The sequence below is a fragment of the Vulcanisaeta distributa JCM 11216 genome, from assembly GCF_001315985.1.
Lineage (GTDB): Archaea > Thermoproteota > Thermoprotei > Thermoproteales > Thermocladiaceae > Vulcanisaeta > Vulcanisaeta distributa_E.
In genome coordinates this window covers 15,213-38,412 of record NZ_BBBI01000018.1, presented here as the reverse complement: position 1 = coordinate 38,412, position 23,200 = coordinate 15,213, and the positions used below count along the sequence as shown (strand labels likewise).

Genomic DNA, 23,200 nt, shown 5'->3' with positions numbered 1-23,200 from the left:
GGTTAAATAAGTATTCCTCCTGGGCAGGTGGGATGATTATTGAGTATTATTGATGGGGGGGAATGCATGTGCTGATTAGTAAAATTAGGCGTTAATTAAAAGGTGAAGAACTATTGAACTCATCACCTGCACTGGCGGCGACCCTCTCCATCTCGTCCTTCTTCCTAATCGCATATGACTTCTGGTCATTCTGCGCGGCCGCGATGATTTCATCGGCCAAGCACTCCTCAATGGGCTTTGGATTATTGAAGGAGCACTGCCTGGCACCCTCGGTTATCCACCTAATGGCAAGGTCAAGCCTCCTCAGTGGCGAGACATCGACTGATACTGGGTATGCGATACCTCCGTAAACAACCCTCGTAATCTCCTCCCTAGGTGCTGCATTCACTATGGCATCCACAAAGACCTGTATTGGGTTCTGCCCAGTCTTCAGGTGTATCATCTCGAAGGCCCTCTTAACAACGTTATAGACCTTATGCTTCTTACCAGCATTTCTACCAGGATGCATTAATTGGTTCATTAACCTCTCGATGGCCGGTATCTTGGCCTTACCAAACTTCCTCTTCTGGTACCTACCGCCAGTGTGTGGTAAGTACATGGGCTTTATGCATAAGTACCTCCTGAGACCTGGGTCTCTGATTACAACATTATCAAAGGGCCACTTACCGAATAACTTGATTGGTTCACCATCAAGGGTCTTTAAATCCCTTGGGCACTCCTCAATTATCGTTACACCACCAACTTGGTAAGTAACGGTTTCCTTGGGCAGTGTAATTCCTTGATCACTACTCATTACGCGGGATAGGAAACGAGGGCCTTTTTAAAGATTTACCACACAACTATATGACTGAGATAACTACAATGGTTCAACCTTTGACTACGCCAATCGGCACGTGCCTCGAAACCCTCTTAGCCATGCCTGTTATCTCAGCGACCTCGGCCACCTTATCAACATTCTTATAAGCCTCGGGTGCCTCTTCAGATATTATCTCACTCTCCGCGGACCTAACAATGATACCCCCCCTACTCTCCAGGCGCCCCCCCTGACCTTATTCGGAGGCAACATCCTAACAGCGGCAGACCTACTCAGTGTCCTACCTGCCCCCCCATGCGGCGCAGTGCCAAAGGTCACTTGGAACGAGGTCGGCAATCCAATCAATACGTAAGATGCAGTGCCCATACTACCAGGTATTAGGACAGGCTGCCCAATATCCCTATACTTAGGCGGTATCTCCGACCTACCTGCTGGGAACGACCTAGTGGCTCCCTTCCTATGCACGAGAACCCTCCTGACATGGCCCTCATCATCAACCACGTGATCCTCGATCTTGGCGATGTTATGGGCAACGTCGTAGACAATCTCGAGACCCAGCTTGTCAGTCCTTACCAAAGACCCTCCTGAAGGCCTCCCTAACCCAATGCGTTATTATCTGCCTATTCGTCCACGCATAGTTAGCCGCGGCTTCATGGCTGCCAAGTAATCCTGGGCCTCCCTAGTGGTGAGGGGCATTGCAGCTAACTCCCTATCCGGCAGGAATAGGTTCCACTGCTTCATCTTATTCTCGGCAATCCTTATGTAGTCAGTGGCGACCTGGTGACCAAGACCCCCCCTACTGCCGGTGTGTATTAGGACCATTACCTGGCCCTCCTGCTCAATACCAAGCCTCTTGGCTAAGTTAGCATCGAATATCTTATTAACAACCTGAACCTCTATGAAGTGATTACCACTGCCGGTCGTACCAAGCTCATCCTTACCCCCTCTCCTTAGCCCTCTGACTAACCTTACTCGAGTCCGCACCCTCATAATGCCCAAACTCCTCAATGAAATTCTTATCATCACCCCCCCAACCATAGCCCTTAGACAACGCCCAATCAACACCCTCATCAAGCACCTTATCCAAGTCACCAAAGGACAACTTAAGAAGCCCAGTCTCACCAACACCAGCGGGGGACTAACTTGAATATGGTGTCGACGAGCTCCCTTAATTTAGGCCTAACGTCCTTTTCTGTTAAATTTGTTCTAAGAAGTCTCACGCCACAATTAATATCATAACCAATTCCTCCGGGGCTTACTACGCCTTGTTCCATGTCCATTGCAGCTACGCCGCCCACCGGGAATCCATAGCCCTGATGAGCATCCGGCAGTGCAATGCTATACTTGTAAATACCGGGTAGCACGCAACGTTGGCCGCCTGCTCCAGCGTCATGTCAGTCTTCATCTTCTCAAGCAGTGTCTCATCAGCAAATATCCTAGCTGGCACCTTCATGCACGGTTTATACCCCCTCGGTATCTCCCACACATAATCACTTACTTCTTCAACGGTGGTACCATGATTAAGTCATAATCATTAATTGGGTTAATAAAACTTCACTCTACATCCAGTTAGGTTAATAGCACATATTTAATGCATAGCCCTTAATAATATGAATCTTCATTACAAATTATAGCTAAAGTTAAAAAATATTTGATAATTTCCAATTAAAAGCCAAAAATTATCTTAGGGACATAATATTAAGAGTGTTAAGTCTCTGCTTAGGAATATTCACCGAGGCAATGAGAAGTGATGACAGGTTCTCCTTACACACAAGGTCCATAGCAAGGTTAGGTCGACCCAAATAATGATGGAGTTCACACAGTCAATAATGATGTCGTTGAGGAGGTTAGAGAGTACGCGAGGTCACTTGGTTAAAGCTCTTTGAGTTGCCATCACCTTACATATGCTATGCCTCATGGCTTAACTCATTCGTAATAATGCCCGATGGGACATTGAGTAAGTGTGCGGTTAGGCTCTACGAGGATATTAATAGAATCGGTAAACTAAACGATGATGGGACCTTAACGATTGATGGTAAACTACTATTATGGGCTAGGGCATCATAAATAATGACTTAAAAACGGCGGCATGCCCAGCATCCAGTAAGGAGAGCTATGACTAAACCATTAAACGACCTATTCAGTAAGTACCGAAGTATCCTAAACATTAGGGATGTCTCTTTACTTATTTACTCCAACGTGATTAATAACATTGTGTATAATGTTTCACAGTTTGTGTTGACAATCTTAGGTTTTTATACCATGAGTGTCTTTGGCGTTGCACTGGTCTACGTGCTTTACGCATTATCGTCAATGGCGCGATTATTTAGTGGCGTAATAATTGACGTATTTGGCCGTGAGAGGAGAGCGTTAGTGATTAATAATGCCTTAATAGCTATGCTTTTCCTAATTGCCTTTCTCATATTGACTATAATGGGGATTAATACCCTGAGTCTTGTGTTAGTACTTATAGTTATTGTTATTGGCATGAGCTTGTATACAATGATGGGGACCATAAGGAGCGCGTTGATTAAGGATTTATTAGGTAATGATAATGAGAAGATAACACTGTATACGTCATTAAACAATACATTGAGGTCAATGATTTCGGTATTTTCAACGGTGGTTTCAGGCTACCTGCTGTTCCTAAGCATTCACATTACTAAATACTTGATCCTATCCTCAGCCATTCTCTCCATAATTGCCTTAGCCCCCCCATTAATTCTCATGGAATACCACGGTAGAGTCACGGCTGGGACCAATGCCCAAGTCATTAGGCGGGGCTTTGTTAGGTTTGGGGAGTTGTTTAAGGGGAATATTGGCTTTAGGGCCATAATCTTAACGGTAACGGTCACCTACCTATTAATAATATCTCTTGACGTACTGAGCTACAGCATATTATCCCTATACTACAACGTGGCCCTACTTGCAGGTATTGATAGTTTGTTCGGTTACGCTGGTGCGACGATAGGTTCCATGCTCACGCCTAGGTTTAGGGTCAGTAGGTTAAGGGTTATTTACGTAATCCTAACTATGGCGTTAATAATCGGTTTAGGCTTCGGTATAATACCCATGTTCATTAGGAGTCTAGTTATTGCAGTACCATTGCTATTCATGGTAAACCTCATCTATAACATATTCATTAATGCATTCTTCACGGCGGTGGGGAGCACACTTATTTCCGTGGTTCCACGTGGTGAGTTTGGGATCGTTTACTCATCCGCGTGGGTATTATTCACGGCATCACAGATAGTGAGTGCCGTTATTTGGGCCTTCATGGGCTCGGTCATTGGTGCGCCAAAGGCCATGATAATCACCATGGCAACAGGCATAATGGCATCCCTCGTATTTAATACGGTTTACGGCAAGGTAAGTCTCAAGGAAGAGAAAGATGGAGTGAAATAAGAACGAGCATAAAACAACGAATGAGCAAAGACTTTGAGGAAACTCAATTAATGCGTGATGACCCTCTAGAGTAGGGCCCATGCCGATATTTAATTAATTCCTTATATTTTATTTATCACCTCATCAACATTTATCTCGGTTGTTTGATTCAGCTTTAGCCATAACTCCTTAATCACTGGCATCTCATCTGAAAGTCTCATTACTGCCCTTGTTATTTGTTGATACGTCCACTTACCATCCTCAACGACTCCTTAGCCTCCGGTAAACCTTCTTTAAGGGCCAAGGCCTTAACCACGTAACTAAATGCCCTCCTTAAATTATTAAGGGGGGATAAGCGTTGCCCTCCGCGACCTTTAACTCAGCCTCAGCACTAAGTATCAAAGCATTGGCATCATCTAAATCACTAATTTTACCTTGCTAGAGTAAGCATGAAACCCATGATGGATAACCAGTCAGATCTTTCATGAACTAGGATGGGTACTAAGCTCAGGTTCATTGAAATGCTCCGTAGTTCGCAAATATTGTTATTCCCAGTTATGTTAGCCAAGACCTTGATTGGGAAATGGCCAGGTACTCAGTGGCGTTTTGCGGATATACAACATATTCCAGCCAGCTGTTAACTCAGCTGCATAGAAGAAGGGTGGTATTGGTGATACGTAATGAATGGTCTCATTAACAAAGGATAAGTCTACAGCTTTGCCTTCCGTAATGAAGAAGGTCCTACCTACGTCTCCGATTCCGGCATTCACGGCGGACATACCACTAACTGAGTAAATCGTCACCACATATGGAAATCCAGTGGATATGAAATTCACGTTTAGTGGTACTGAACAGTCAGCAAGTACTGGGTTAAACCCTGAAATAAACATTAATAGGGAGACCGTAATTAGTATAAATTAAACCAACCTGTTTATGGTGATCCATCATTATTCCTATCTTAGATTATATATCATATTAATTTAATTTTAAGAATTTCCATCATATCTTTGCAATGCTAATAAACCTTCATAAGAGACTGATCATGAAAAAGAATTGGAAAAATGAATAATGTCTTCTTCTGTTAGATTTGTTCTAAGAAGTCCGCGCCGCAATTAAGCATAATTTAAGCAGTACTCAACTCACTTTTTATGAACACCCGAAGTAATAAAAAATCTGAATACTAATATCTAATCAATAATTATGAACTTCAGGGTGAAAACGTTAGTAACAGCTGTAATTGTTGCAACAATTGCTTCGTTACTCATCATTTCACATATGTATATAACTAACAATGCAGCTGGTAATTTAGTAAATGTAAATAAAACCACTAATGTAACTAATAATACGAGTAATACACATAATTTTTCCCGCCCTCCAACCCCCCCGATTCCTAGCTATATTAATTTTGGTAGCCTTGCTTGCTATAATGATGATGTTATCCTACCTAATAATTCAATAGTTGTTCTTCATTATCATGTTCATGGTAACGTTAGTATTAATGATATCGGTATTTACATATCATTCCCAGCTAGCATTATTAATGAGACCTTAAGTGACTCCTCAAAACTGCCAAATTTAAATGATGCAATGATAATCGGCGTTTATGTGAATGGTAGGTTAATCACGCTTCAAGCGACATCATCACCAATCAATAGCTTGAGTTTCGCAGTTAACCAACCCTACATCTATGATAATAAACCATGAACCTATGGCAATACCTCAAAGCCGTGAATAACACGGGCAAGTTCGCCGTCAACACGGTTATCGATATCGGCCTCCCAACGATCAACTTAACAAATGGAGACACAATAACCGTAGTCATCTACTCAGCAGTACCTTATGCACTACCATCGTGTAAGGTGGCTAATGAGGATGCTGAGGTTAAGTTAATGGTAATGAATAATTGGATTGGTCGCTTTGGAGCATCAAACAATGTATTAACAGCTAAGCAATTCTACGTAGAAGGCAGGTACATAACTGAGGAACCATCTATTTATATGATTAACAACGTAACAAGCCCCCCCATAAAGGAACTACCGCAGGTATTAAATCAAGGATTACTAACTAGCGTGAGGCTAATCGTTACCGGATACGCGCCATCATTCTACATGATATTAAACTTACCACCAACAATACCACAAGCAAATAATGCAAGCAATGGGTGATTGCGAATGGCAGACGGGTTAAAAATTACTGTTACATCGGCAATTGCGTTGGTCGTAGTAATACTAATGATTATAGTATTGGTACTTCCTAAGCCGGTAATGGCACAGAGTAATTTCTGCTCACCACCAATTGGTGGTTGTAATTATGAGGTTACAACAAACGGCGTGACGCCTGGCTTTGTTAGTGTGACTGCGGTTATAAATAACACGATGACTGTACAGACCTACACTGGTGAACCCTATATAACGTTGCAGTACAATCCTGGTTATTACATGGCATGCGAGAGCCCATCTGATGGGAGTACCAGGAATTGGGTCCAGGGAGCTGTTGAGTATTACGTGATGAGCGGCTACCCAGGAGGACCTGGAAGCATAGGAATTTTATACTTCACGGTTTGGGCATTCCCATGCGGATCTATTGAGTAGGAATGGAGAAATTACACATATGTGTTAAATGTCCCATGGCCCCCCCTTGCCTCAGGTTATGAGTGGGGGAATTGGATATGAGGTTGGTAGTAATGGCTTAATCAATAAAGTTTGCGAGTCAATGTATGTACCGAGTGGTGGTCAAACCTATTCTTACTGTACAAGTATTCCGTCTCAGTACTCGAATTATTGGTACAACTTCAACGTGGTCTGGGCCGGGGGGCTGGCGGAGGTTCCGTATACTTCAACCCAGGCGGTTCCGGTCAATTCCTCTATATCTCCAACGTGGTTCTATACCAAGGCCCATTGGCTGACAACACAGGCGAAAACTCAAATGTGAGCTATACCCAGATGTATATTTTACCACCAATCTTATGGATCTTATATCAACTATACCAAAACTTTCAAACATAGTCGCAATGATATCGGTAATTAAGTCTTAAAAATATTTTTATCTAACATTTTCATTAGTAAGGCCTTTATGTATAGTGATATCATCTAAAAAATTTGATAACGTAACGGTTTAATTTTCGTGGTTAATGAACCTGCTTCTACAAGTAATAAATTAATTTAAGTGCGGTAATGTTGTGATTGCATATGCCGATTGATTATAGGGCTGTTGGGCTTAAGGTTGGCCTGGAGATACATGTTCAATTGAACACTGGCAGGAAGCTGTTCTGTAATTGCCCGCCAATCGTTAGGAATGATGAGCCCCCCCACTTCAGGGTCGTTAGGAGGTTGAGGCCTAGTATGAGTGAGCTTGGTGAGGTTGATCCGGCGGCCATTTGGGAGTTTAGGAAGCATAGGACCTTCGTTTATGAGGGTTATTACGACACCACGTGTCTCGTGGAGCTTGATGAGGAGCCACCGCATGATCCGGACCCTGAGTCTCTCGAGGTTGCGTTGGCAGTTGCTATGATGTTTAATGCCAAGATATTTGATGAGGTTTACGTGATGAGGAAGACCGTGATTGATGGGTCCAATACCTCGGGTTTCCAGAGGACTATGTTGATTGCTCATGATGGTTTGGCCAAGTTCTTTGATTATAAGGTTCCGATACAGACGATAGCCCTTGAGGAGGATGCGGCTAGGAAGATTGAGGAGAGGGGTGACATGGTTGTTTATAGGCTCGATAGGCTTGGTATACCGCTGATTGAGATATCCACGGGAGTACTCACCTATAATCCTCAGGAGGTTATGGAGGTGGCTTACTACATTGGTCATAGCATTAAGATGACTGGTAAGGCCAAGAGGGGGCTTGGCACGGTTAGGCAGGACGTGAACGTGTCTATCGAGGGTGGCGCTAAGACGGAGATTAAGGGTGTACCAGACTTGAGCCTAATACCTAAGGTTATTGAGTATGAGGTTCAACGTCAATTAAACCTACTGGTTATTCGTGATGAATTGATCAAGAGAGGTGTCAAGGAGGAGTGGTTCGTTAAGGACTTTGTCGACGTTACCGACATATTCTCATCAACGAAATCCAACTTGATTAGGAAAGTCCTTGATGGTGGTGGTAAGGTCATAGCCATAAAGACGCCAGGACTAAGGGGGGGTATACTAGGTAAGGAGGTTCAACCAAATAGGAGGTTTGGCACAGAACTAGCTGATAGGGTCAGGGTTTGGACAAGCCTATCTGGACTTATTCATAGCGATGAATTGCCAGGCTATGGAATAACGGCTGAGGAAGTCTCTAAGGTATCTTCAAGGCTCGGTGTTGATTCCTTCATACTTCTAGCTGGCACTAATGATAAGGACTTAAATGACGCCGTCGATGTCATTATCGATAGGATTAAGGAAGCACTTCATGGAGTTCCCGAAGAGACGAGGGCGGCCAACCCCCCCGATGGGACCACGAAGTTCATGAGACCCAGACCTGGCGCCGCGAGGATGTACCCAGAGACCGATTTAAGACCTATTAGGGTTACGCCTGAGATGATAGAGAAGGCCAAGTTATTAATACCTGAACCCATTGAGTCGAGGGTTAGTAGGTACGTTAGCTATGGCATGAGTAGGGAATTGGCAATGCAAGTCATTAGATCGCCGTATTACGACCTAATTGATTATTTAATTGAGGAGTTTCAGGGGAAGGTTTCGGCAACTTTAATAGCCAATACCCTAGTCAATACGCTTAAGTCTCTTCAAAGGGATGGTGTCGATATATCATTCATAACGGAGGAGCATCTCAAGTCCTTGTTTAATGTGTTGGCTATTAATACGATAACTAAGGAGGCAGTACCCGACATAATTAAGGCTTGGTCTAAGGAACCAAATAAGGATATCAACACCATAATTAAGGAACTTGGCTTATCAAGGATGAGTTACGAGGAGGTCAAGAAGGTCGTTTTTGAGAGGGCTAAGGAATTGAATATTAAAGACAAGGACAAGTTATTGAAGGTATTAATGAAGGATTTAAGGGGGTAAAGCTGATCCGAATGACATACTACGTGCTATTGATGAGTATTTGAAAGGTTAATCCCTCTAAATGGCCCAGGGAATTTGCGATCTTTTTATCGAGTTTCTTAAGGCGTTTATCTGCTCTATTGTTAACTTCACGGATCTATTAACCATGTTGTGAGTTACCACAAGCCTTACTTCATTGGCGTTGTTTATTTTCCTGTCAAGACCATCCTCACGAAACTTTAAATAATGTATACTCCTTGGCTGTACATTAGGACCATAATCCTCGGGATATATTGGTACAGCATTAATTCTTTGTCCATCGATTTCCAGAAAGACCTATTTCTCAATACCCCTATACAGTGGTAGTAAGTTTCGTAATTCATTATCGTTATAGATATACACAAATAGGGTCATGCTTACCTCATTATCGCCAGGTATCATGGGTAAATACGTCCTCACAGCCTCATTTAGTATCTTCTCATCATCAACACCCTCAAGAAATACTGTCTCCTCTATCTGGAACCATACCGTGGCTGCATCTTCGAATAATACCGTGACCCTATCATCTACCTTAACATACCTTGGCAACTTATAATTGCTAATTAAATTGAGTATACCTTCTCTCGAAGACCCACATATTCGCTTGGCAAATAGACTCTGTTGATTATTTTGATTAAATCGCTTGTTGACATTTTAATCAACGCCTCACAACTTACCTAAAGTTTAATACCCTTAGTCCTGTAGTACTTCTCTAAGGCCTCGTTGAATCTATTTGCGTGAAACCTCTCAACCTTAGCCACAGCCTCGAGCCACTCAGCGATTTCATTGAATCCCTCCTCCTAGCTACCTTGCAAAGCCTGGGTACATCTGTGTCCACTCATATGTTTCACCATATATTGAAGCCCTCAACGCATCTTCTATGGTGTTTATCTCGATCTCAGCCACAGGATCAACGCCTAAGAACATTAGGTGGCCGAAGGCATGCCCTGTCTCGGCGTTGGCGGTCTTCTCGAAGACCTCGGCTATGTCATTAAGCCCCCCCAGTTGCCTAGCCATCCTTGCATAGTATAGGTACCTTCTATTTGCCATGGACTCTCCCTGAAAAGCCACCTTTAGGTTTTCATAGGTTTTCGTACCCTTTGGAACTCTCTTTGTGCCCTATATGAACGATTGTTGTTCGCTAATTAATAAATATTTCGGGTTAGAACTTATTTTCAGAAGCAGTCAATTTCAACCTAATTATGAAAGTCTTGGCAATTACCACGAATAATTATATTCAAATCCTTGACCACTATACCCAGCTTACCTACTTCCCGTTCTATCATGGATGTATCGGCATTCACATCTATTATTTGGCCTGTATCCTCGCAGATAACATTGATATGAGGGTCCTTACGTATTTCATACCAAGTCTTACCATCAGCTTCAAAGGACCTTAAAATACCTAGCTTGACGAGGGTATTTAACGTATTGTACACAATGGATATGCTTATGTTGGGCTCCATCTTCCTCAGTTCATCAAGTACCTTATCCATTGTGAAGTGACCGCCACCCATTAATAGTTGTAAAATCGCTACCCTTTGTGGTGTAACCTTAAGTCCCTTATTCCTTAACAGCTTGATCACCTCATCAGTACTACTCATTTCGAGTTAGAACCTTCTTCTGAAATAAAATCCCTATGCCTAACATGAGTTGTTTAAGACGCACACTATATAATCTATATGTTAATAAGCAATATTAATTACCAAGGCGTTAATTGGTTTGATAGGTATGGGTGAGGACAGGGAGGCGTACATAGTTTATTTCAAGAGGACTGCCTTCTCAAGGGTTAAGAGGGAGGATCCAAAGTTCGACGTGTTCTACGACATAAGCGGCCCGACCCTATTCTCAAAATTACTCGTTAAGGCTGTACAGGACCTTGGCATAAAGCCTGAGCAGATTGACCACGTGATCGTTGGCAACGCATTGCAGGGTGGTGATAACTGGAGTATGGGTGGTAGAATACCGGTGTTCCTTGCCAAGTTCCCGGTTACAATACCCGCCATGGCTGTTGACATGCAGTGCGCCTCATCATTCGACGCAATAGGCATAGGCACGATGGAGATATGGACAGGGCAGTCGGACATAGTCTTCGCAGGTGGTTATGAACACATGTCGAGGGTACCTATGTACAATAACCCATACATAGTTCCACACCTTGACCTGGCCACGAATCCTGAGTATGCAATGTACGACATGGCCACCGGTTACGTTATGGGACTAACCGCCGAGAAGTTGGCGGCCCTTAAGAAGATAGGCAGGGAGGAGATGGATAGGTGGTCCTATAGAAGCCACATACTTGCTTCAAAGGCCTATGAGGAGGGATACTTCAAGGATGAGATACTACCAATAGAGGTTGTTAAGGATGGGCAGAAGATTGTGTTGATAGAGACCTTAGTGTTAGGCCAAACACGTCGTTGGAAGCCCTGGCTAAGTTGCCACCAGCCTTTAAGCCGGGTGGCATAATAACGGCTGGCAACTCAGCACCACTTAACTCTGGCGCGTCATTAGTCGTCTTAATGTCGGGTAAGATGGTTAAGGAATTAGGTCTAAAGCCGCTGGCTAGAGTAGTGTCCCTCGGCTGGGCTGCCGTCGACCCATCAATAATGGGTGAGGGCCCGGTACCAGCATCGAGGAAGGCGTTGGCCAAGGCTAAACTTAAGGTTGAGGATATAGATCTCTGGGAGATAAATGAGGCCTTCGCCGTGGTTACGTTAAACGCAATCAAGGAATTAGGTATTGATGAAAATAGGGTGAACCCTAGGGGGGGAGGAGCCATAGCTATTGGGCACCCACTTGGTGCGACAGGTGCCAGGCTAACCGGTACATTGGCTAGACAGTTGCAATTGACTGGTAAGGAGTATGGGCTTGCGACTGCTTGTGTCGGTGGCGGGCAGGGCTATGCAATAATTCTCCAGAGGGCATGAATTAAATTTATAAATAAAGTTTCAGATTTAATCTTTCAAAACAACTCTTTTAAATTTTAATCCCCTAAGTTTAAAAATATTTTACCTGATATTGTATGGCTTAGAATAATAAATACATGAAAGTATTTATTAATGCTATATTATTCTAAGTCATAACCTACTAAAATATAGATATATTTCTATAAATATAATTTTTAACGGATTTTCACAGGCCTTAACAGCTTCTTCTATAACTGCTGGCACTGGTATATAATGGTAGGGTATTACCAGTAATGAATAATTATTTCGTAAGTATTGCTCTGAATGGATTGATACAAAGGGGGGGTGAGGATTAATGCTTGAGGAGTTTGGAAATTAAGCCTTCTTCCCTTTTCGTCTTATCCTTATTTTGGATGAATTGATTAAGTTCCTCCGGTTTAATATTTACGCCATTTCTTAATAATATGTTTACGAGAATATTCATATCGACATTTCCCGTGTTTAGATAATTCTTAATTAGGGTATCGTCATTATTTACCAAGTCATATTGGCTAAGTAGGATTAGGATGATCTCAAGACTGAGACCTTTCCTTGTTGCTTCACTTAGTATATTATCGACTGATTTTGATGTGAAGTAGGTAAGGAGTCTGGTAAGGACTGAGGTGCAGAACTCCCTGAGCGGTTCGGCGCATTTGGAGCTCCATTTCTTTACCAGCTTCTGTTCTTCCTTACCCAGTGCGGTAACCTTTACATTAATAGGTCTTGCCTTAAGCCTTACCTTACTTACTTCATTAACCTTAACCCTCTTATCTATCTTTTTCAAATCCTTCAGATCCTGGCTATCTACGTTCATTTGATCCACCGCAGCTTATGATAGTCACCCATGTCTTAAAGGCATTTGCATATTCACTGCCCACGCGCTCCTCGAGCAATTTCACCCAATCATCAACTGTAACCTGCCTAAATACGTCGTCAGTACCAAACATTTCCTGCGCCAATATCGCTCTCTCAATCTTCGTTAACTTCTTAACCTCCTCAAGCAAGGTCCTCAGCATATTTTGGCTGGTGACTATTGACGATGGCTGCGGGGTCTGTTGAGCCTGCGCCGCGGCTTGTTCACGGGCACCCATCTGCCCTTCAGCTTTCTCCTTCTTTACGTTACTTAAGAAAAGATCCACAGGATTACTCATTGACTTAATAATAAGTAGTTATTTAAAAGGGTTTGTTAATAGGTTCCTGTAAGTATAGTCTTTATTTGCTTGGTTAATGTATCTACGTACTTATCAAAGGGTATTCTAAAGTCTGCAAGGGAACCCTTTGGCGTGTATACGATGAGGGGGCTTCATTGTTGATGTCAGGTAGTGAACTATGGGCTCATGGGCAGTACGAAGAACTCGCCGTTGTGGATGAAACCCCCCCTTATCTTGGACTCCATTAAATCTAATCCAGGTATTGCCTTATTTAGGATCACATTAATGATTTTCTTAAAGCCCTTTGCTATCATTGGCTGTATGTAGTATTCATCAATTTCCTGGGCCACAGAGTCACTGTATGTGGCGTAGTCCAGGACTACGTTAATTATTGATGATTGAATGAGGGAATTTATCGTTATTGCCTGGTCCATGTGAGCTGGTAGGTCGATAACGACTACTTGGGATATTGTTTTCATTACGGAGTGATTTATGAGGTTATTAAACCTGGCTTGTGCAGTCTCTGGGTCAATGCTTAGTTGCCATGTTCTAAGCGTGCCGGGCGGTATTACATAGACGCTTGGTATTATTGGTGACCTCGAAATTAATTGGTCCACGTTATCTACAGTACCATTTACGTAATCCACCGCGCCATACTTATCTGGGTTTATACCCAGTATTCTGCTTGACGTTGCCGTGGAGTCCAACCCAAGATCTATAAGTACTACATTGCTCTTTAGGGCCTGTGATAGGGCTATCGCCGTATTACTCGCTAATGTGCTCTTTCCAGTCCCACCCTTTAATCCGCTGAAGAATGACACTACGACAAACCTAGGTTTAAGCATCAATAGTCACTCCAATTCATGCTTAAAAGGATTTGTAAATTCATCATCGAGCTTAAGTAGCTCCTCCGGGATCTCCTGGTTGTTTAACGTAACCGATTCGGTGTTGCTTGGTTGCGACGTGGCATTGCTTCAATGTCCTTAATGAATTTTTCCGGGTCCTTATAGAAGGCATATAGTAAATTAGCTAGTTGTTCGTAATTAAGCTCCGAACTTACCGCCCTCGTCAGGAAAGCCCTTCTATACTGTAATTGCTTAGTTACGTAGTCCTCACCATATGTCTTGCTTAGGATTTGTAGGTATTCATTGAAGTTGTACATGGCCTTCACGAACCTATGCGTGACTAACTCATACACATTGGTTGCCTCATTATACCTGGATTGCTTGGTCATGCCTAACTCGACAACAACCGCAATGCTCAAGAGGTCCTTGGCCTCAAGACCAAGTTTTCAAGCCTAACCTCCGCAGCCTTGATATTATCTGCGTGAAATGTGGTTAAGGCACCGTGACCAAGAGTTATGGCCTCAGCCAATGCTCTGAACTCCTCCCTAGATCTGGCCTCATTTAATACTATTATATCTACGCCACTCCTAAGGGCCTGCTTAATTAACTCAGCCTTATCAATACTCCTTATACCATGCGCGTAGGAAACCCTCTCGAACATGGGCTTTACGACCTTATGGTACGGTAGAAAGAGCTCGGCGACATCCATTATTATCGCCATGGGTCTATTCACGAGCATATAGGCAATGGCATTTTGAAGCTTGTCTTACCGGCGCCCATCGGTCCAATGATGAGAATTGGGACCTTATGCTCAGCGAGGAACCAAAGCCTGGCTGCGTCCTCCATATTAATCATGCCCCCCCTACCCACCATTTCAGGGAGTGTCCATGGCCTCCTGCAGAACCCTAATGCTTATGGAACCCATACTTACAGGCTCGGCCTCAATGGATATCCTAACACCAAACTCGGAATCAACCACGGACGCCACTGGATTGTAGGCCGTGATTGGCGTTCCTGCTCTACGGCTTGCCCTTCTCATTATATAATTCACAAAGCCATTAAAGTCAAATCTAACAATCCTGATAACCTTCCTACCCCTCCTAATCTCATAGGGTTCCCAACCAATTATGACCCTAACAAGACCAAGTTCTGAGTGATCTATGTATATACCACCAATACCAAATTTACTTCCTTCCTTATTTATATATATGTCAGTCACGTTATCCATCATTAGGACCGGTGTAAGAGGACCATAGTGATTATTCCAACGCAGAAATAGGTTGGTGGCTAGGGTAACGTTATCCTGACTAGCCTTAACCCCCAATTTCCTTAAGTCCCTTGGCAATGGCCTTCCTAATCTCCATCCCAGAACTAATTAACTCAACTATCTTCTCAATTGGCAATGCTATTGCCCAGTCTGGAACGTTATCAACGACGTAGGCTATATAATCGTGAACACCGTATTGAGGATCAACAACCCTATACACATCAATATCGGTCTTAACGCCGTCGATCTCAATAATGTAGTGCTTAATTAATTCCTCACCAATAACCATAGGTTTAGATACGTGCATGTCAATCACCAAACCAGCGGTATTAATGGCGCGAGGAATACTGGGATCAAAGTTATTCCAAGGCCTATTGAGTGCATGGCTTTGCCCGTGAGCACAGCCGTAGATACCGCCAATACTATTAAGGCAGTTGATAAATTACTTATGTTAAATGTTATGGGCATCGGCACATTTGCAAGGGCAGCGCCTGCGTTTAGTGATGAGAGAATGTACGTTGTGAATAGCATGAACACGTAGCCAATCGTTATGAAGGGGCCGTAAATAAACCCAGTCGTTATTGAACGCCTAACATAATCAATGAATGCACTAACCACCATAACGATTCTCTCCACAAACTCGCGAACACCCACTGAATACGCATAATCCCAAAGAGGCATTAACTCCCTTTCAATAATTGTTATAGGCCTTAAAGGCTCTGGACTTGGTGAATTAAGTAGCTCGCCAAAAGATCTCAGAACTCTCGAACCTAAGCCTGCATAGTCCCTAATGAATCTAAGAAGCTGTGGTAAATAAAGTATTGCAAAGCCAATCCCAAATCCGAATAATGTCACCATAACCAATCTATCCATGCCTAAATGCAGGAAATAACCTACTACGTAGCTAATTACGCCTGCTATTATTCCTGCAACGCTGGGCCCTTTATAATCATACCTTATGACCTCAACCTGGAAGTAGTGTATTACGGGCACCAGGGCAATCCCGAGAACACCCACAATAGATGGAACACCCAGTATTATTAGGAATGATAGGACGCCAATCATTATACTTAATACTGTTACTGCTATTAGGGCCTGGGATTGAAACTCAACCTGCTGATTAAGGAGCGACGTATACTTATTCATCAGGGCTAGGAAGGTTACCCCCCCAGGGTCTGAGCCAGCTGAAAAATATGTGCTAGCCAAAGCCACTAATTCACGTCTGTAATTCCTGGGTAGCATCCATGGATTACCAAGCGAATTAAGTATTGTGGCTATCTTAGCCCATGTCCTACTTAGTTTCGCAGATTCATTAACCGCGAATTCAATACCCTCAATGGGCACCCTAATAATGAATACTAAATCCGAAACACTTTCTCTAAGGTTCATCGTAATGATGACGCAATTACTTTAAAAGGTATTGATGAACAAGAAATAACGATTTTTAAGATTTTTAATGCAATGTACCATTACGTTACCTGTATTGGTTGAGTGCCTGTGCTTGTGGACACATCAACATATGTAACGCTTGCGCAGTTGGAGCCTGTGTAAATAAGCGATAATGTATCGCCAGGCTTAAGACTCCATGGTGGTGTAGTAGATATTGAATTGCCATTAAGTGTTACTGAGCTCAGTGAGCAGCCAGATGTCACGGCACTGTCTCCTGCATATAGCGTAACACCGTTTATGGTTATTGTACCGACCCCCCCAGTAGCTTTCAGGTTAACAACTAATTGATCACCAGCAGTGGTTGCCTGACCACTAAGGAAGTTAGTCATGCCCAAGGACCTCATTGCACCACCATACACTAGGTAAAGTATTACTATTGCCATCACTATGCCTACCACGGTTACCACTATCCATAGCAGATTAAACTCGCCCCTAGTTGACCTACCCATATTGGTCAGAATTAAGTATTGAATTTATTTTTAAGGGGGGGAAATTAAACGTAAAAATTCGTGAGCCCACAGGACCAACTTACCCTGTTCATAATTACCTAATGTAGATCTTTATGAACTTTAAATTATCGATGCAATTCCCACTTTGAGCTTTAATTAATGTATCCACAATCCTCAATTCATGCTAAGGTTCATTAATAACCTCTGAACGCCAAACCCACCAACCAAAGGTCTCTCTATAAGTTGCCATCTCTGGACTTAGTTTACCATAATACATATAATTATGTATTGAGGCAACGTATGCACCAAATGGTACTGCAACATCAAGGGCGGCTTGGGAATTATTCATGTAAAGTATATCAAGCTACATGGCACTATGTACGACATATACGAGGAGAAATTAGCAGGTAAATTGGTAAGGGCTAAATAACCGTAGTAGGTGGTGTTTAACGCCAAGGTTATATTAAACGATAATGCACTGAGTATTACGTAATTACCACTTATGTTTAAGACCTGAACCACGGGGGGGATAGGCCCGTGGCCGGTGACATCCCCAATTATAATCACTGTGAAGCCTGGGTATGGGTAATTCATTGTTTCATTACTAACTGCGACGTAACTCATGCCATAAATTGGGAAGAAACTTGTTGATCCATTTATCGGTAGGTACATGGGTAAGTAAACAGGACGCATTAATTCTAATCCATATGGTAATGAGAAGTTATAGCACCCTGTACCGCATGTTGTTAAATCCATCTTCTGCAATAACCAATCGGGTATTATCCACGTTGTTATAAACCAAGCCGTATCATTATGCATCACTAAAATCTTACCCCCCCAACACCACCCAGTCCCCCCCATTAGGTAACCCGTGTAATTCCACCAGGTTTCACCGGAAACTACGTTATTCATGGGTATGAATATGGTCTTGTTTATGTAAATGGGGGTTACTTGATTTACGTACTTAGGAGTACAAACTGTACTGCCAGTGTTGTTTATAGTCTTATAAATCTCCCTAATCTCAACAAGACCCAAGGCCTTAGCAATTGGTTGTAGAGGCCCAAGGTGAGGACTAATAATAATCATTATCAATAATGCGATTAATGCTATGATTAAGACCTTGGTCGTAGTTTCGGTGTAATACCACCAATTACCTAGCCTATTCATTGGAAATACCTAGGGATATCCTAATAAGGCGGTTTTACCACATAGTGTTTCTATTTGTCCATGATTTAACGGTTAGGGAGGTTGGGGGGGTGGGAAGCATATTTGTGAGGGTGGTAAGTTACCAAATAATATCGGTATTGAGAAGCATATCTCATTTACCTGGGTACAATTAATGTCGAATCTTATGACGCTGCCTGTGTTGAATGTATTGCTTACATAGTACGGTTTGATACTACATGAGTAATTAATTGGGTCTCCAGCTAACGATGCTTTCATATTTATTTGAATTGGCGTATATGGTGGATTTATGTGAAATACAGATGAACTAGAACCACCGACTATGTAGTACTGAAATAGTGGACCTGTGATCATAAACCAACCCCCTAAATCCGTGAAACTTAGGTAATTCCACGTAATTACCCAGGTGGCATTATAGGGATCATCCACGATAACCGTGATCGCATCCCCCCCAGCACCAGTATAATCATCCACCCAACCATTAACCTTAGTATCGTGCACACACTTGGATCCGTAGCTGAGCATGCAAGTACTGCGTTGGTAGTTGACTTGCTTGATAGAACCACCACTGATTTTGATTCAGTGCACCACTATTTACATTAATAATTTCGCCATTGGCTAGTAAGACCTCCTTAATAATGATTGGTTCGTGGCCTGTGTTCACAACACCCAGGTAATAACCGTTATTATAGGGTACAACGTCGGCCACAGGCCATAGGTAATTCTCGAGAACCTGCTTGTGCACATAGACATAGTAGCCATAGAGCCCACCACCGAGTACCAGCGCTATAATTATCATTGATAGTACGAATCCCATAGTTCCCGTTAACACCTCATCAAATGTCATCATTAGATATTTAATGAGATATTTAAAAGCTAGTCAGGGATTAGTTGTTTGGTTCATTGGTGTTGATGGACATGAAATATACGTCACGCCATTACTAACAGAATATAAGCAATAACCATCGGTTTGCGGAGTTTCTATGACATTACTCGCATTTATTGGGTTTGGTGGCTTATACGCGCCCATAGACCCTGCCCAATGCATTTTATCTACGCTGGATTTTACAAGAGGCATGCTTATTGTGACTAATCCAATAATGGCTATTATTGTTAACGCCATTATTATTGCAACTAATAATGCTGATATTCCCTTTGATACCATCATGTACTTGTTATAATCATAATTTATAAGGGTTTTTATGTGAAACTGAAACAAAAAATTATAGGCTACATAGTGAAAAAGTTTATATAATCACAATAACACTTTTAATGCATAATGAGGTTCGTGAACGATAGGGGCGAGGTAATCAACGAAGACGGCATAGTAACAGACATAATTTATGAAGGCACAGAGTACTACCCAGCTTTACCGAAATACTATGATGGTATCACCATAAAGAACAATGCAAGTGGAACTTTTAGGCGTATTGCAGCGATAAAGAGGGCGTTTATGCCCGTGGAGGGCATCAGGGACCTTGAAGACTTGGTCAGGAATTGGGTTGTCGAGTTTAAGATAATTCTCGATAAGGCAGGCATACCATATAATGAAGGGCAAGTGGTGGCATTTGCCACATCATTAAAGGGTAAATGGCCTCTGAAGAGACCGACACCGTATGAGGTACTTGAGTGTGTCCTAGACCCAGGGTGCATTAAGTATAACCCAGGTCTCAGGAAGCTTATTGAGAACGCATTTAATGAGACCTTTGGTTCATTAATTAATGTACAAATAAACAGGGTTCTTAGGGAATGGGGCCTGGAGAATATCGTTAATGTTAATGATGTTCTTAATAAGTACGTTGACATTAGCAGGGTAACTAAATTCAGAAAAAGGCACTTCTATAGAAGAACGCTCATAGAGCTCGCCATAACCGCAGTACTACTTGAGACCCTAGATAGAGATACTGTCAAAGATATACTCAGGGAATTAGGTAAGGAGGAACTCATTAAAATTATCGATACACTATATGGCCTTCCATAATCATAGTTTCTCATGAATTATTTCTAATACAGCGATGACATCAATGCACTGATGTCATCGTAGCTTACGGACATTATTGCAATTCTACATGGTGATAATATTTAGAATATTTATCAATAATTACGTAGTTAAAATCTCAAATTATTAAAAAATAATTCATGGACATCACTAAAATTAACCTTATAAAAGCATTAATAGACAAAATAAAGAGATTAATGGAAGTCAAGGACATAGTCATTAAGCTGGGTATAGTGAGGGAGAGGTACGAAATGAGGCTCAGGGATTTAATTAAGAATTTCGTTGTGCCTAATTGGCACCCATGTCCATGTCCACATGGTGAGGTAGAAAGAACGATCATCGAAGGACACATTGAGGAGCTAGCCAAAGTTGGTGGTAAACTCCTTCAGCCCATGCTTGTGTTGCATCTTGACGATGCCAATTACTTAATTGCCGATGTGTGCATATACAATGCATTATCCACGTTGTCAGGAAGCATGGGTCACATACTCGATAGGGTCTGGGCCGAGGTTTGGGATCTTGGTAAATTTGACGGTGAAGAAAGGTACGTGGCAATGGCCATAGCCGCCACAATATGCATAGTCTACAAGAACAGGGTACTGAAGGAGGTTAAGTTACAGTTTGCCAAGGAATTAATTAAAAACTATGTACTTAAGGTTGCTGAGGAGGATTGGAGAAAGGCTGAGGCCGTGTAGAGGGATTAAGAAGGTATGAAGGAGTTATGGGTATAGCTAAGGAACTAGCAAGTGTCTTGGGCATGAGTGAGAGAAATGCGCATAGGTACATTATTACCGTATTGAGTGATGACTTCATAAATGAATTAAAGAATATGGTCAAGAACAAGGTATTGCAGGGCGAATTTACTAATTATGGAGTTAGTGAGGTAGGTATGGTAAATAATACGATACCAAAGATGAAAAAACAGCTGGAAATTTCAAAGAGAATATACATGACACAAATAGCCAAGCGTATTAATGCGCCGTTAAATGATATTGAGGATCTAAGTAAACTGACACAACGTACATTAGCAAATCTAGCTAAAAAGACTTAAGGAACTAACTCCCGAAGCCGGTAGAAGCCTTGTTAATAAGGTCCTTAAAGCCATTAGAGATAATAATATTGAGGAAGCCGTGACATTGATTGAGGAAGTACACAGTGAGTACATTGATAATTCTAAGGTGGTAATGACAATAGATGAAACCAATACTGACTACGTGAAGGAGACTAAAACTAGGATTTATAGGTTAAGGGTTGGCGATATTGAGTGCTCAGAGGAACTATGCCCGATATACAGAAGGATAATTAAGGCATTAAAGAATAATGACCTGGATCTACTATATGACGCGTTAGAAATGCTTGCAAGACGTATTGGTAAAGATCATTTAATGTGGGAAATAGAAAAGAAATTAAGCAACACTGAATTTAGAAACTTAATAAGTGTAATAATTAACAACGAGACAATGAATAAAAAGCTATGGGATTTAATGGAAATGGTAACAAAGAACGATCAAAATAATGCCTGCAAATTAATAAGTGAAATACTCGAAACACAAAAACAGAACAAGCATAAGTAGACCTAACTCTATACTGTACCGAACTAAACCATTCTTTCAATAATACTTAAAAATTAAATGTGATATTTCAATTACTCTTTATGCGCATTATCATCATAAAATAACATCGAAAAATAGAGGATCCAAAATGAATAGTATTTTAATAATATTGACATATAATCATTAAAAATATGATATATCTTAACAATAATAATATTATTATCTAAGTATTAATTTAACAAATTACTTAAAATAAGAGCATGAAAATGAAAAGCTTAAAACCTAAAGTGGCGTGTCTCAAATCGCGGCCGTAGTCTAGCCTGGTCTAGGATGGCGGCCTTCCGAGCCGCAGAACCCGGGTTCGAATCCCGGCGGCCGCACCACATAGGCTTTACATTAATAATAGGATTATAAGCCCCCCCGGGCTATGCTTACCTACAATATGGTTAGTCTATACCTTGTTCAGCATGGTAAGGCTTTTGACGAGAAGGTTGATCCAGAGAGGAGATTAACTCCAGAGGGTGTTTTCGAGACGGAGAGGATTGCCAGGTACCTCAATGGTGTTGGCATTACCGTCGCTGAGATTGTTCATAGTGGTAAGGCTAGGGCTAGGCAGACGGCGGAGATCCTTGCTAAGTACTTGGGTGTTAGCAATGTTAGGGAGGTTGATGGTTTAAACCCAAATGATGACCCTAGGATTTGGTTTGAAAGGTTGTCAGGGCTTGACCACGATTTAATGATCGTGGGCCACCTACCACACCTCAGCCGCCTGGTCTCATTGCTGGTTACGGGTAGTCCTGACGTTAAGGTTGTTGAGTTCAGATACTCTGGGGGTATTGAGACTTAATAGGGTTGAGGGTAATTGGGTTATTAATTTGCTCATTACACCGGATTTAGTGTGCTAGGGTCTTCTCCGTAATTCCCTGGGTGTTTTCAGTTTTAAAATGATTTCCCTAGCCTCCCTGCCATTTCTCGCCCTTGCGATTATTGGCACTTCCTCAATACGCATTAAGTAGCCACAATAGGGGCACTCATGGGTTTTAACCGTGTCACGAACAACCGAGTAATTTCCGCATTTTGGGCACGCAATGATTAGGTACACGGGTATTGATTCAATAGGGATATT

General features: G+C 42.1%; 30 protein-coding genes, 1 tRNA gene and 3 pseudogenes. 13 read left to right on the top strand and 21 right to left on the bottom strand.

Features of this window, described 5'->3' with window-relative positions:
• Nucleotides 1–91: 91 nt before the first annotated feature.
• Nucleotides 92–793 carry a 30S ribosomal protein S7 gene (locus JCM11216_RS11840; RefSeq protein WP_054854323.1) on the bottom strand — a complete coding sequence of 234 codons (702 nt, stop codon included), beginning with the start codon at nt 791–793 and terminating at the stop codon, nt 92–94.
• Nucleotides 794–866: 73 nt separating this feature from the next.
• Nucleotides 867–2,267 (bottom strand): annotated as a pseudogene (locus tag JCM11216_RS11835) (RtcB family protein).
• Nucleotides 2,268–2,929: 662 nt separating this feature from the next.
• Between JCM11216_RS11835 and JCM11216_RS11825 the strand changes: the two are divergent.
• On the top strand, nt 2,930–4,219 hold the full coding sequence (locus tag JCM11216_RS11825) for a hypothetical protein (protein WP_054854321.1): 1,290 nt from the start codon (nt 2,930–2,932) through the stop codon (nt 4,217–4,219).
• 539 nt (nt 4,220–4,758) lie between these two features.
• Here JCM11216_RS11825 and JCM11216_RS11820 read toward each other — a convergent pair.
• Nucleotides 4,759–5,088: a hypothetical protein gene (locus tag JCM11216_RS11820; protein WP_054854320.1), complete on the bottom strand. Its 330-nt coding sequence runs from the start codon at nt 5,086–5,088 to the stop codon at nt 4,759–4,761.
• Between the two features lie 310 nt (nt 5,089–5,398).
• Between JCM11216_RS11820 and JCM11216_RS11815 the strand changes: the two genes are divergently transcribed.
• The 4 genes and pseudogenes from JCM11216_RS11815 to gatE all read left to right on the top strand — a co-directional run bounded on the left by JCM11216_RS11815 (nt 5,399) and on the right by gatE (nt 9,265).
• Nucleotides 5,399–5,902 carry a hypothetical protein gene (locus JCM11216_RS11815; RefSeq protein WP_054854319.1) on the top strand — a complete coding sequence of 168 codons (504 nt, stop codon included), beginning with the start codon at nt 5,399–5,401 and terminating at the stop codon, nt 5,900–5,902.
• Complete coding sequence (locus tag JCM11216_RS11810; protein WP_054854318.1) at nt 5,899–6,363, top strand: hypothetical protein; 465 nt, start codon at nt 5,899–5,901, stop codon at nt 6,361–6,363. Before JCM11216_RS11815 ends, JCM11216_RS11810 begins: the two co-directional genes overlap by 4 nt.
• A gap of 6 nt (nt 6,364–6,369) precedes the next feature.
• Nucleotides 6,370–6,789 carry a hypothetical protein gene (locus JCM11216_RS11805; RefSeq protein WP_243676212.1) on the top strand — a complete coding sequence of 140 codons (420 nt, stop codon included), beginning with the start codon at nt 6,370–6,372 and terminating at the stop codon, nt 6,787–6,789.
• A gap of 603 nt (nt 6,790–7,392) precedes the next feature.
• Nucleotides 7,393–9,265: pseudogene (gatE, locus tag JCM11216_RS11795) on the top strand (Glu-tRNA(Gln) amidotransferase subunit GatE).
• Between the two features lie 5 nt (nt 9,266–9,270).
• Here gatE and JCM11216_RS11790 read toward each other — a convergent pair.
• The 3 genes and pseudogenes from JCM11216_RS11790 to JCM11216_RS11780 all read right to left on the bottom strand — a co-directional run bounded on the left by JCM11216_RS11790 (nt 9,271) and on the right by JCM11216_RS11780 (nt 10,835).
• Nucleotides 9,271–9,780, bottom strand: a pseudogene (locus JCM11216_RS11790) (DUF3501 family protein).
• 255 nt (nt 9,781–10,035) lie between these two features.
• Complete coding sequence (locus tag JCM11216_RS19555; RefSeq protein ID WP_243676211.1) at nt 10,036–10,281, bottom strand: rubrerythrin family protein; 246 nt, start codon at nt 10,279–10,281, stop codon at nt 10,036–10,038.
• 146 nt (nt 10,282–10,427) lie between these two features.
• Nucleotides 10,428–10,835: a Fur family transcriptional regulator gene (locus JCM11216_RS11780; protein WP_054854315.1), complete on the bottom strand. Its 408-nt coding sequence runs from the start codon at nt 10,833–10,835 to the stop codon at nt 10,428–10,430.
• A gap of 127 nt (nt 10,836–10,962) precedes the next feature.
• On the opposite strand from JCM11216_RS11780, the gene JCM11216_RS19550 reads away from it, so the two are divergent.
• Nucleotides 10,963–11,697: a beta-ketoacyl synthase N-terminal-like domain-containing protein gene (locus JCM11216_RS19550; protein ID WP_243676210.1), complete on the top strand. Its 735-nt coding sequence runs from the start codon at nt 10,963–10,965 to the stop codon at nt 11,695–11,697.
• Nucleotides 11,649–12,158 (top strand): hypothetical protein, encoded by a 510-nt coding sequence (locus tag JCM11216_RS19545; protein ID WP_243676209.1) that lies wholly within the window; start codon nt 11,649–11,651, stop codon nt 12,156–12,158. The genes JCM11216_RS19550 and JCM11216_RS19545 overlap by 49 nt, the downstream gene beginning before the upstream one ends.
• 331 nt (nt 12,159–12,489) lie before the next feature.
• Here the strand turns inward: JCM11216_RS19545 and JCM11216_RS11770 are convergent, their stop codons facing one another.
• From JCM11216_RS11770 to JCM11216_RS11725, 14 genes are all read right to left on the bottom strand, one after another.
• Nucleotides 12,490–12,999 carry a hypothetical protein gene (locus JCM11216_RS11770; RefSeq protein WP_054854314.1) on the bottom strand — a complete coding sequence of 170 codons (510 nt, stop codon included), beginning with the start codon at nt 12,997–12,999 and terminating at the stop codon, nt 12,490–12,492.
• Nucleotides 12,977–13,327, bottom strand: coding sequence for a hypothetical protein (locus JCM11216_RS11765; protein ID WP_054854313.1), 351 nt, complete (start codon nt 13,325–13,327; stop codon nt 12,977–12,979). Before JCM11216_RS11765 ends, JCM11216_RS11770 begins: the two co-directional genes overlap by 23 nt.
• A 176-nt stretch (nt 13,328–13,503) precedes the next feature.
• Nucleotides 13,504–14,172, bottom strand: coding sequence for a ParA family protein (locus JCM11216_RS11760; protein ID WP_243676208.1), 669 nt, complete (start codon nt 14,170–14,172; stop codon nt 13,504–13,506).
• Nucleotides 14,173–14,255: 83 nt separating this feature from the next.
• Nucleotides 14,256–14,591: a hypothetical protein gene (locus JCM11216_RS19540; protein WP_243676207.1), complete on the bottom strand. Its 336-nt coding sequence runs from the start codon at nt 14,589–14,591 to the stop codon at nt 14,256–14,258.
• The gene (locus JCM11216_RS19535) at nt 14,588–14,905 is read right to left on the bottom strand and encodes an ATPase, T2SS/T4P/T4SS family (protein WP_243676206.1); all 318 of its coding nucleotides are present in this window, start codon (nt 14,903–14,905) and stop codon (nt 14,588–14,590) included. The genes JCM11216_RS19540 and JCM11216_RS19535 overlap by 4 nt, the downstream gene beginning before the upstream one ends.
• A 141-nt stretch (nt 14,906–15,046) precedes the next feature.
• Nucleotides 15,047–15,517, bottom strand: a complete 471-nt coding sequence (locus JCM11216_RS19530) for a hypothetical protein (protein ID WP_243676205.1) — start codon at nt 15,515–15,517, stop codon at nt 15,047–15,049.
• The gene (locus JCM11216_RS19525) at nt 15,486–15,755 is read right to left on the bottom strand and encodes a hypothetical protein (protein ID WP_243676204.1); all 270 of its coding nucleotides are present in this window, start codon (nt 15,753–15,755) and stop codon (nt 15,486–15,488) included. Before JCM11216_RS19525 ends, JCM11216_RS19530 begins: the two co-directional genes overlap by 32 nt.
• Nucleotides 15,752–16,828, bottom strand: a complete 1,077-nt coding sequence (locus JCM11216_RS11750) for a hypothetical protein (RefSeq protein ID WP_054854312.1) — start codon at nt 16,826–16,828, stop codon at nt 15,752–15,754. Before JCM11216_RS11750 ends, JCM11216_RS19525 begins: the two co-directional genes overlap by 4 nt.
• An 80-nt stretch (nt 16,829–16,908) precedes the next feature.
• Nucleotides 16,909–17,337, bottom strand: a complete 429-nt coding sequence (locus tag JCM11216_RS11745; RefSeq protein ID WP_054854311.1) for a hypothetical protein — start codon at nt 17,335–17,337, stop codon at nt 16,909–16,911.
• Nucleotides 17,338–17,521: 184 nt separating this feature from the next.
• A complete protein-coding gene (locus JCM11216_RS19520) occupies nt 17,522–17,686 on the bottom strand; it encodes a hypothetical protein (RefSeq protein WP_243666823.1) in 165 nt (54 codons plus the stop codon).
• Nucleotides 17,683–18,504, bottom strand: a complete 822-nt coding sequence (locus tag JCM11216_RS11740; protein ID WP_054854310.1) for a hypothetical protein — start codon at nt 18,502–18,504, stop codon at nt 17,683–17,685. The genes JCM11216_RS19520 and JCM11216_RS11740 overlap by 4 nt, the downstream gene beginning before the upstream one ends.
• A 72-nt stretch (nt 18,505–18,576) precedes the next feature.
• The gene (locus JCM11216_RS11735) at nt 18,577–19,023 is read right to left on the bottom strand and encodes a hypothetical protein (RefSeq protein WP_243676203.1); all 447 of its coding nucleotides are present in this window, start codon (nt 19,021–19,023) and stop codon (nt 18,577–18,579) included.
• The gene (locus JCM11216_RS11730; RefSeq protein ID WP_243676202.1) at nt 19,010–19,372 is read right to left on the bottom strand and encodes a hypothetical protein; all 363 of its coding nucleotides are present in this window, start codon (nt 19,370–19,372) and stop codon (nt 19,010–19,012) included. The genes JCM11216_RS11735 and JCM11216_RS11730 overlap by 14 nt, the downstream gene beginning before the upstream one ends.
• Before the next feature lie 30 nt (nt 19,373–19,402).
• On the bottom strand, nt 19,403–19,690 hold the full coding sequence (locus JCM11216_RS11725) for a hypothetical protein (RefSeq protein ID WP_243676201.1): 288 nt from the start codon (nt 19,688–19,690) through the stop codon (nt 19,403–19,405).
• A gap of 111 nt (nt 19,691–19,801) precedes the next feature.
• Here JCM11216_RS11725 and JCM11216_RS11720 point away from each other — a divergent pair, with 111 nt between their 5' ends.
• The 6 genes from JCM11216_RS11720 to sixA all read left to right on the top strand — a co-directional run bounded on the left by JCM11216_RS11720 (nt 19,802) and on the right by sixA (nt 22,921).
• On the top strand, nt 19,802–20,503 hold the full coding sequence (locus tag JCM11216_RS11720) for a hypothetical protein (protein ID WP_054854307.1): 702 nt from the start codon (nt 19,802–19,804) through the stop codon (nt 20,501–20,503).
• Nucleotides 20,504–20,718: 215 nt separating this feature from the next.
• Nucleotides 20,719–21,216, top strand: a complete 498-nt coding sequence (locus JCM11216_RS11715; RefSeq protein WP_243676200.1) for a hypothetical protein — start codon at nt 20,719–20,721, stop codon at nt 21,214–21,216.
• A 26-nt stretch (nt 21,217–21,242) separates the two neighbouring features.
• Nucleotides 21,243–21,572, top strand: a complete 330-nt coding sequence (locus tag JCM11216_RS11710) for a hypothetical protein (RefSeq protein ID WP_054854305.1) — start codon at nt 21,243–21,245, stop codon at nt 21,570–21,572.
• A gap of 85 nt (nt 21,573–21,657) precedes the next feature.
• Nucleotides 21,658–22,095, top strand: coding sequence for a hypothetical protein (locus tag JCM11216_RS11705; RefSeq protein WP_243676199.1), 438 nt, complete (start codon nt 21,658–21,660; stop codon nt 22,093–22,095).
• A gap of 283 nt (nt 22,096–22,378) precedes the next feature.
• Nucleotides 22,379–22,457: transfer RNA gene (locus JCM11216_RS11700), tRNA-Gly, on the top strand.
• 59 nt (nt 22,458–22,516) lie between these two features.
• Nucleotides 22,517–22,921, top strand: coding sequence for a phosphohistidine phosphatase SixA (gene sixA / locus JCM11216_RS11695; protein WP_243676198.1), 405 nt, complete (start codon nt 22,517–22,519; stop codon nt 22,919–22,921).
• 54 nt (nt 22,922–22,975) lie between these two features.
• Here the strand turns inward: sixA and JCM11216_RS11690 are convergent, their stop codons facing one another.
• Nucleotides 22,976–23,176, bottom strand: coding sequence for a DUF1922 domain-containing protein (locus JCM11216_RS11690; RefSeq protein WP_054854303.1), 201 nt, complete (start codon nt 23,174–23,176; stop codon nt 22,976–22,978).
• Nucleotides 23,177–23,200: the final 24 nt, after the last annotated feature.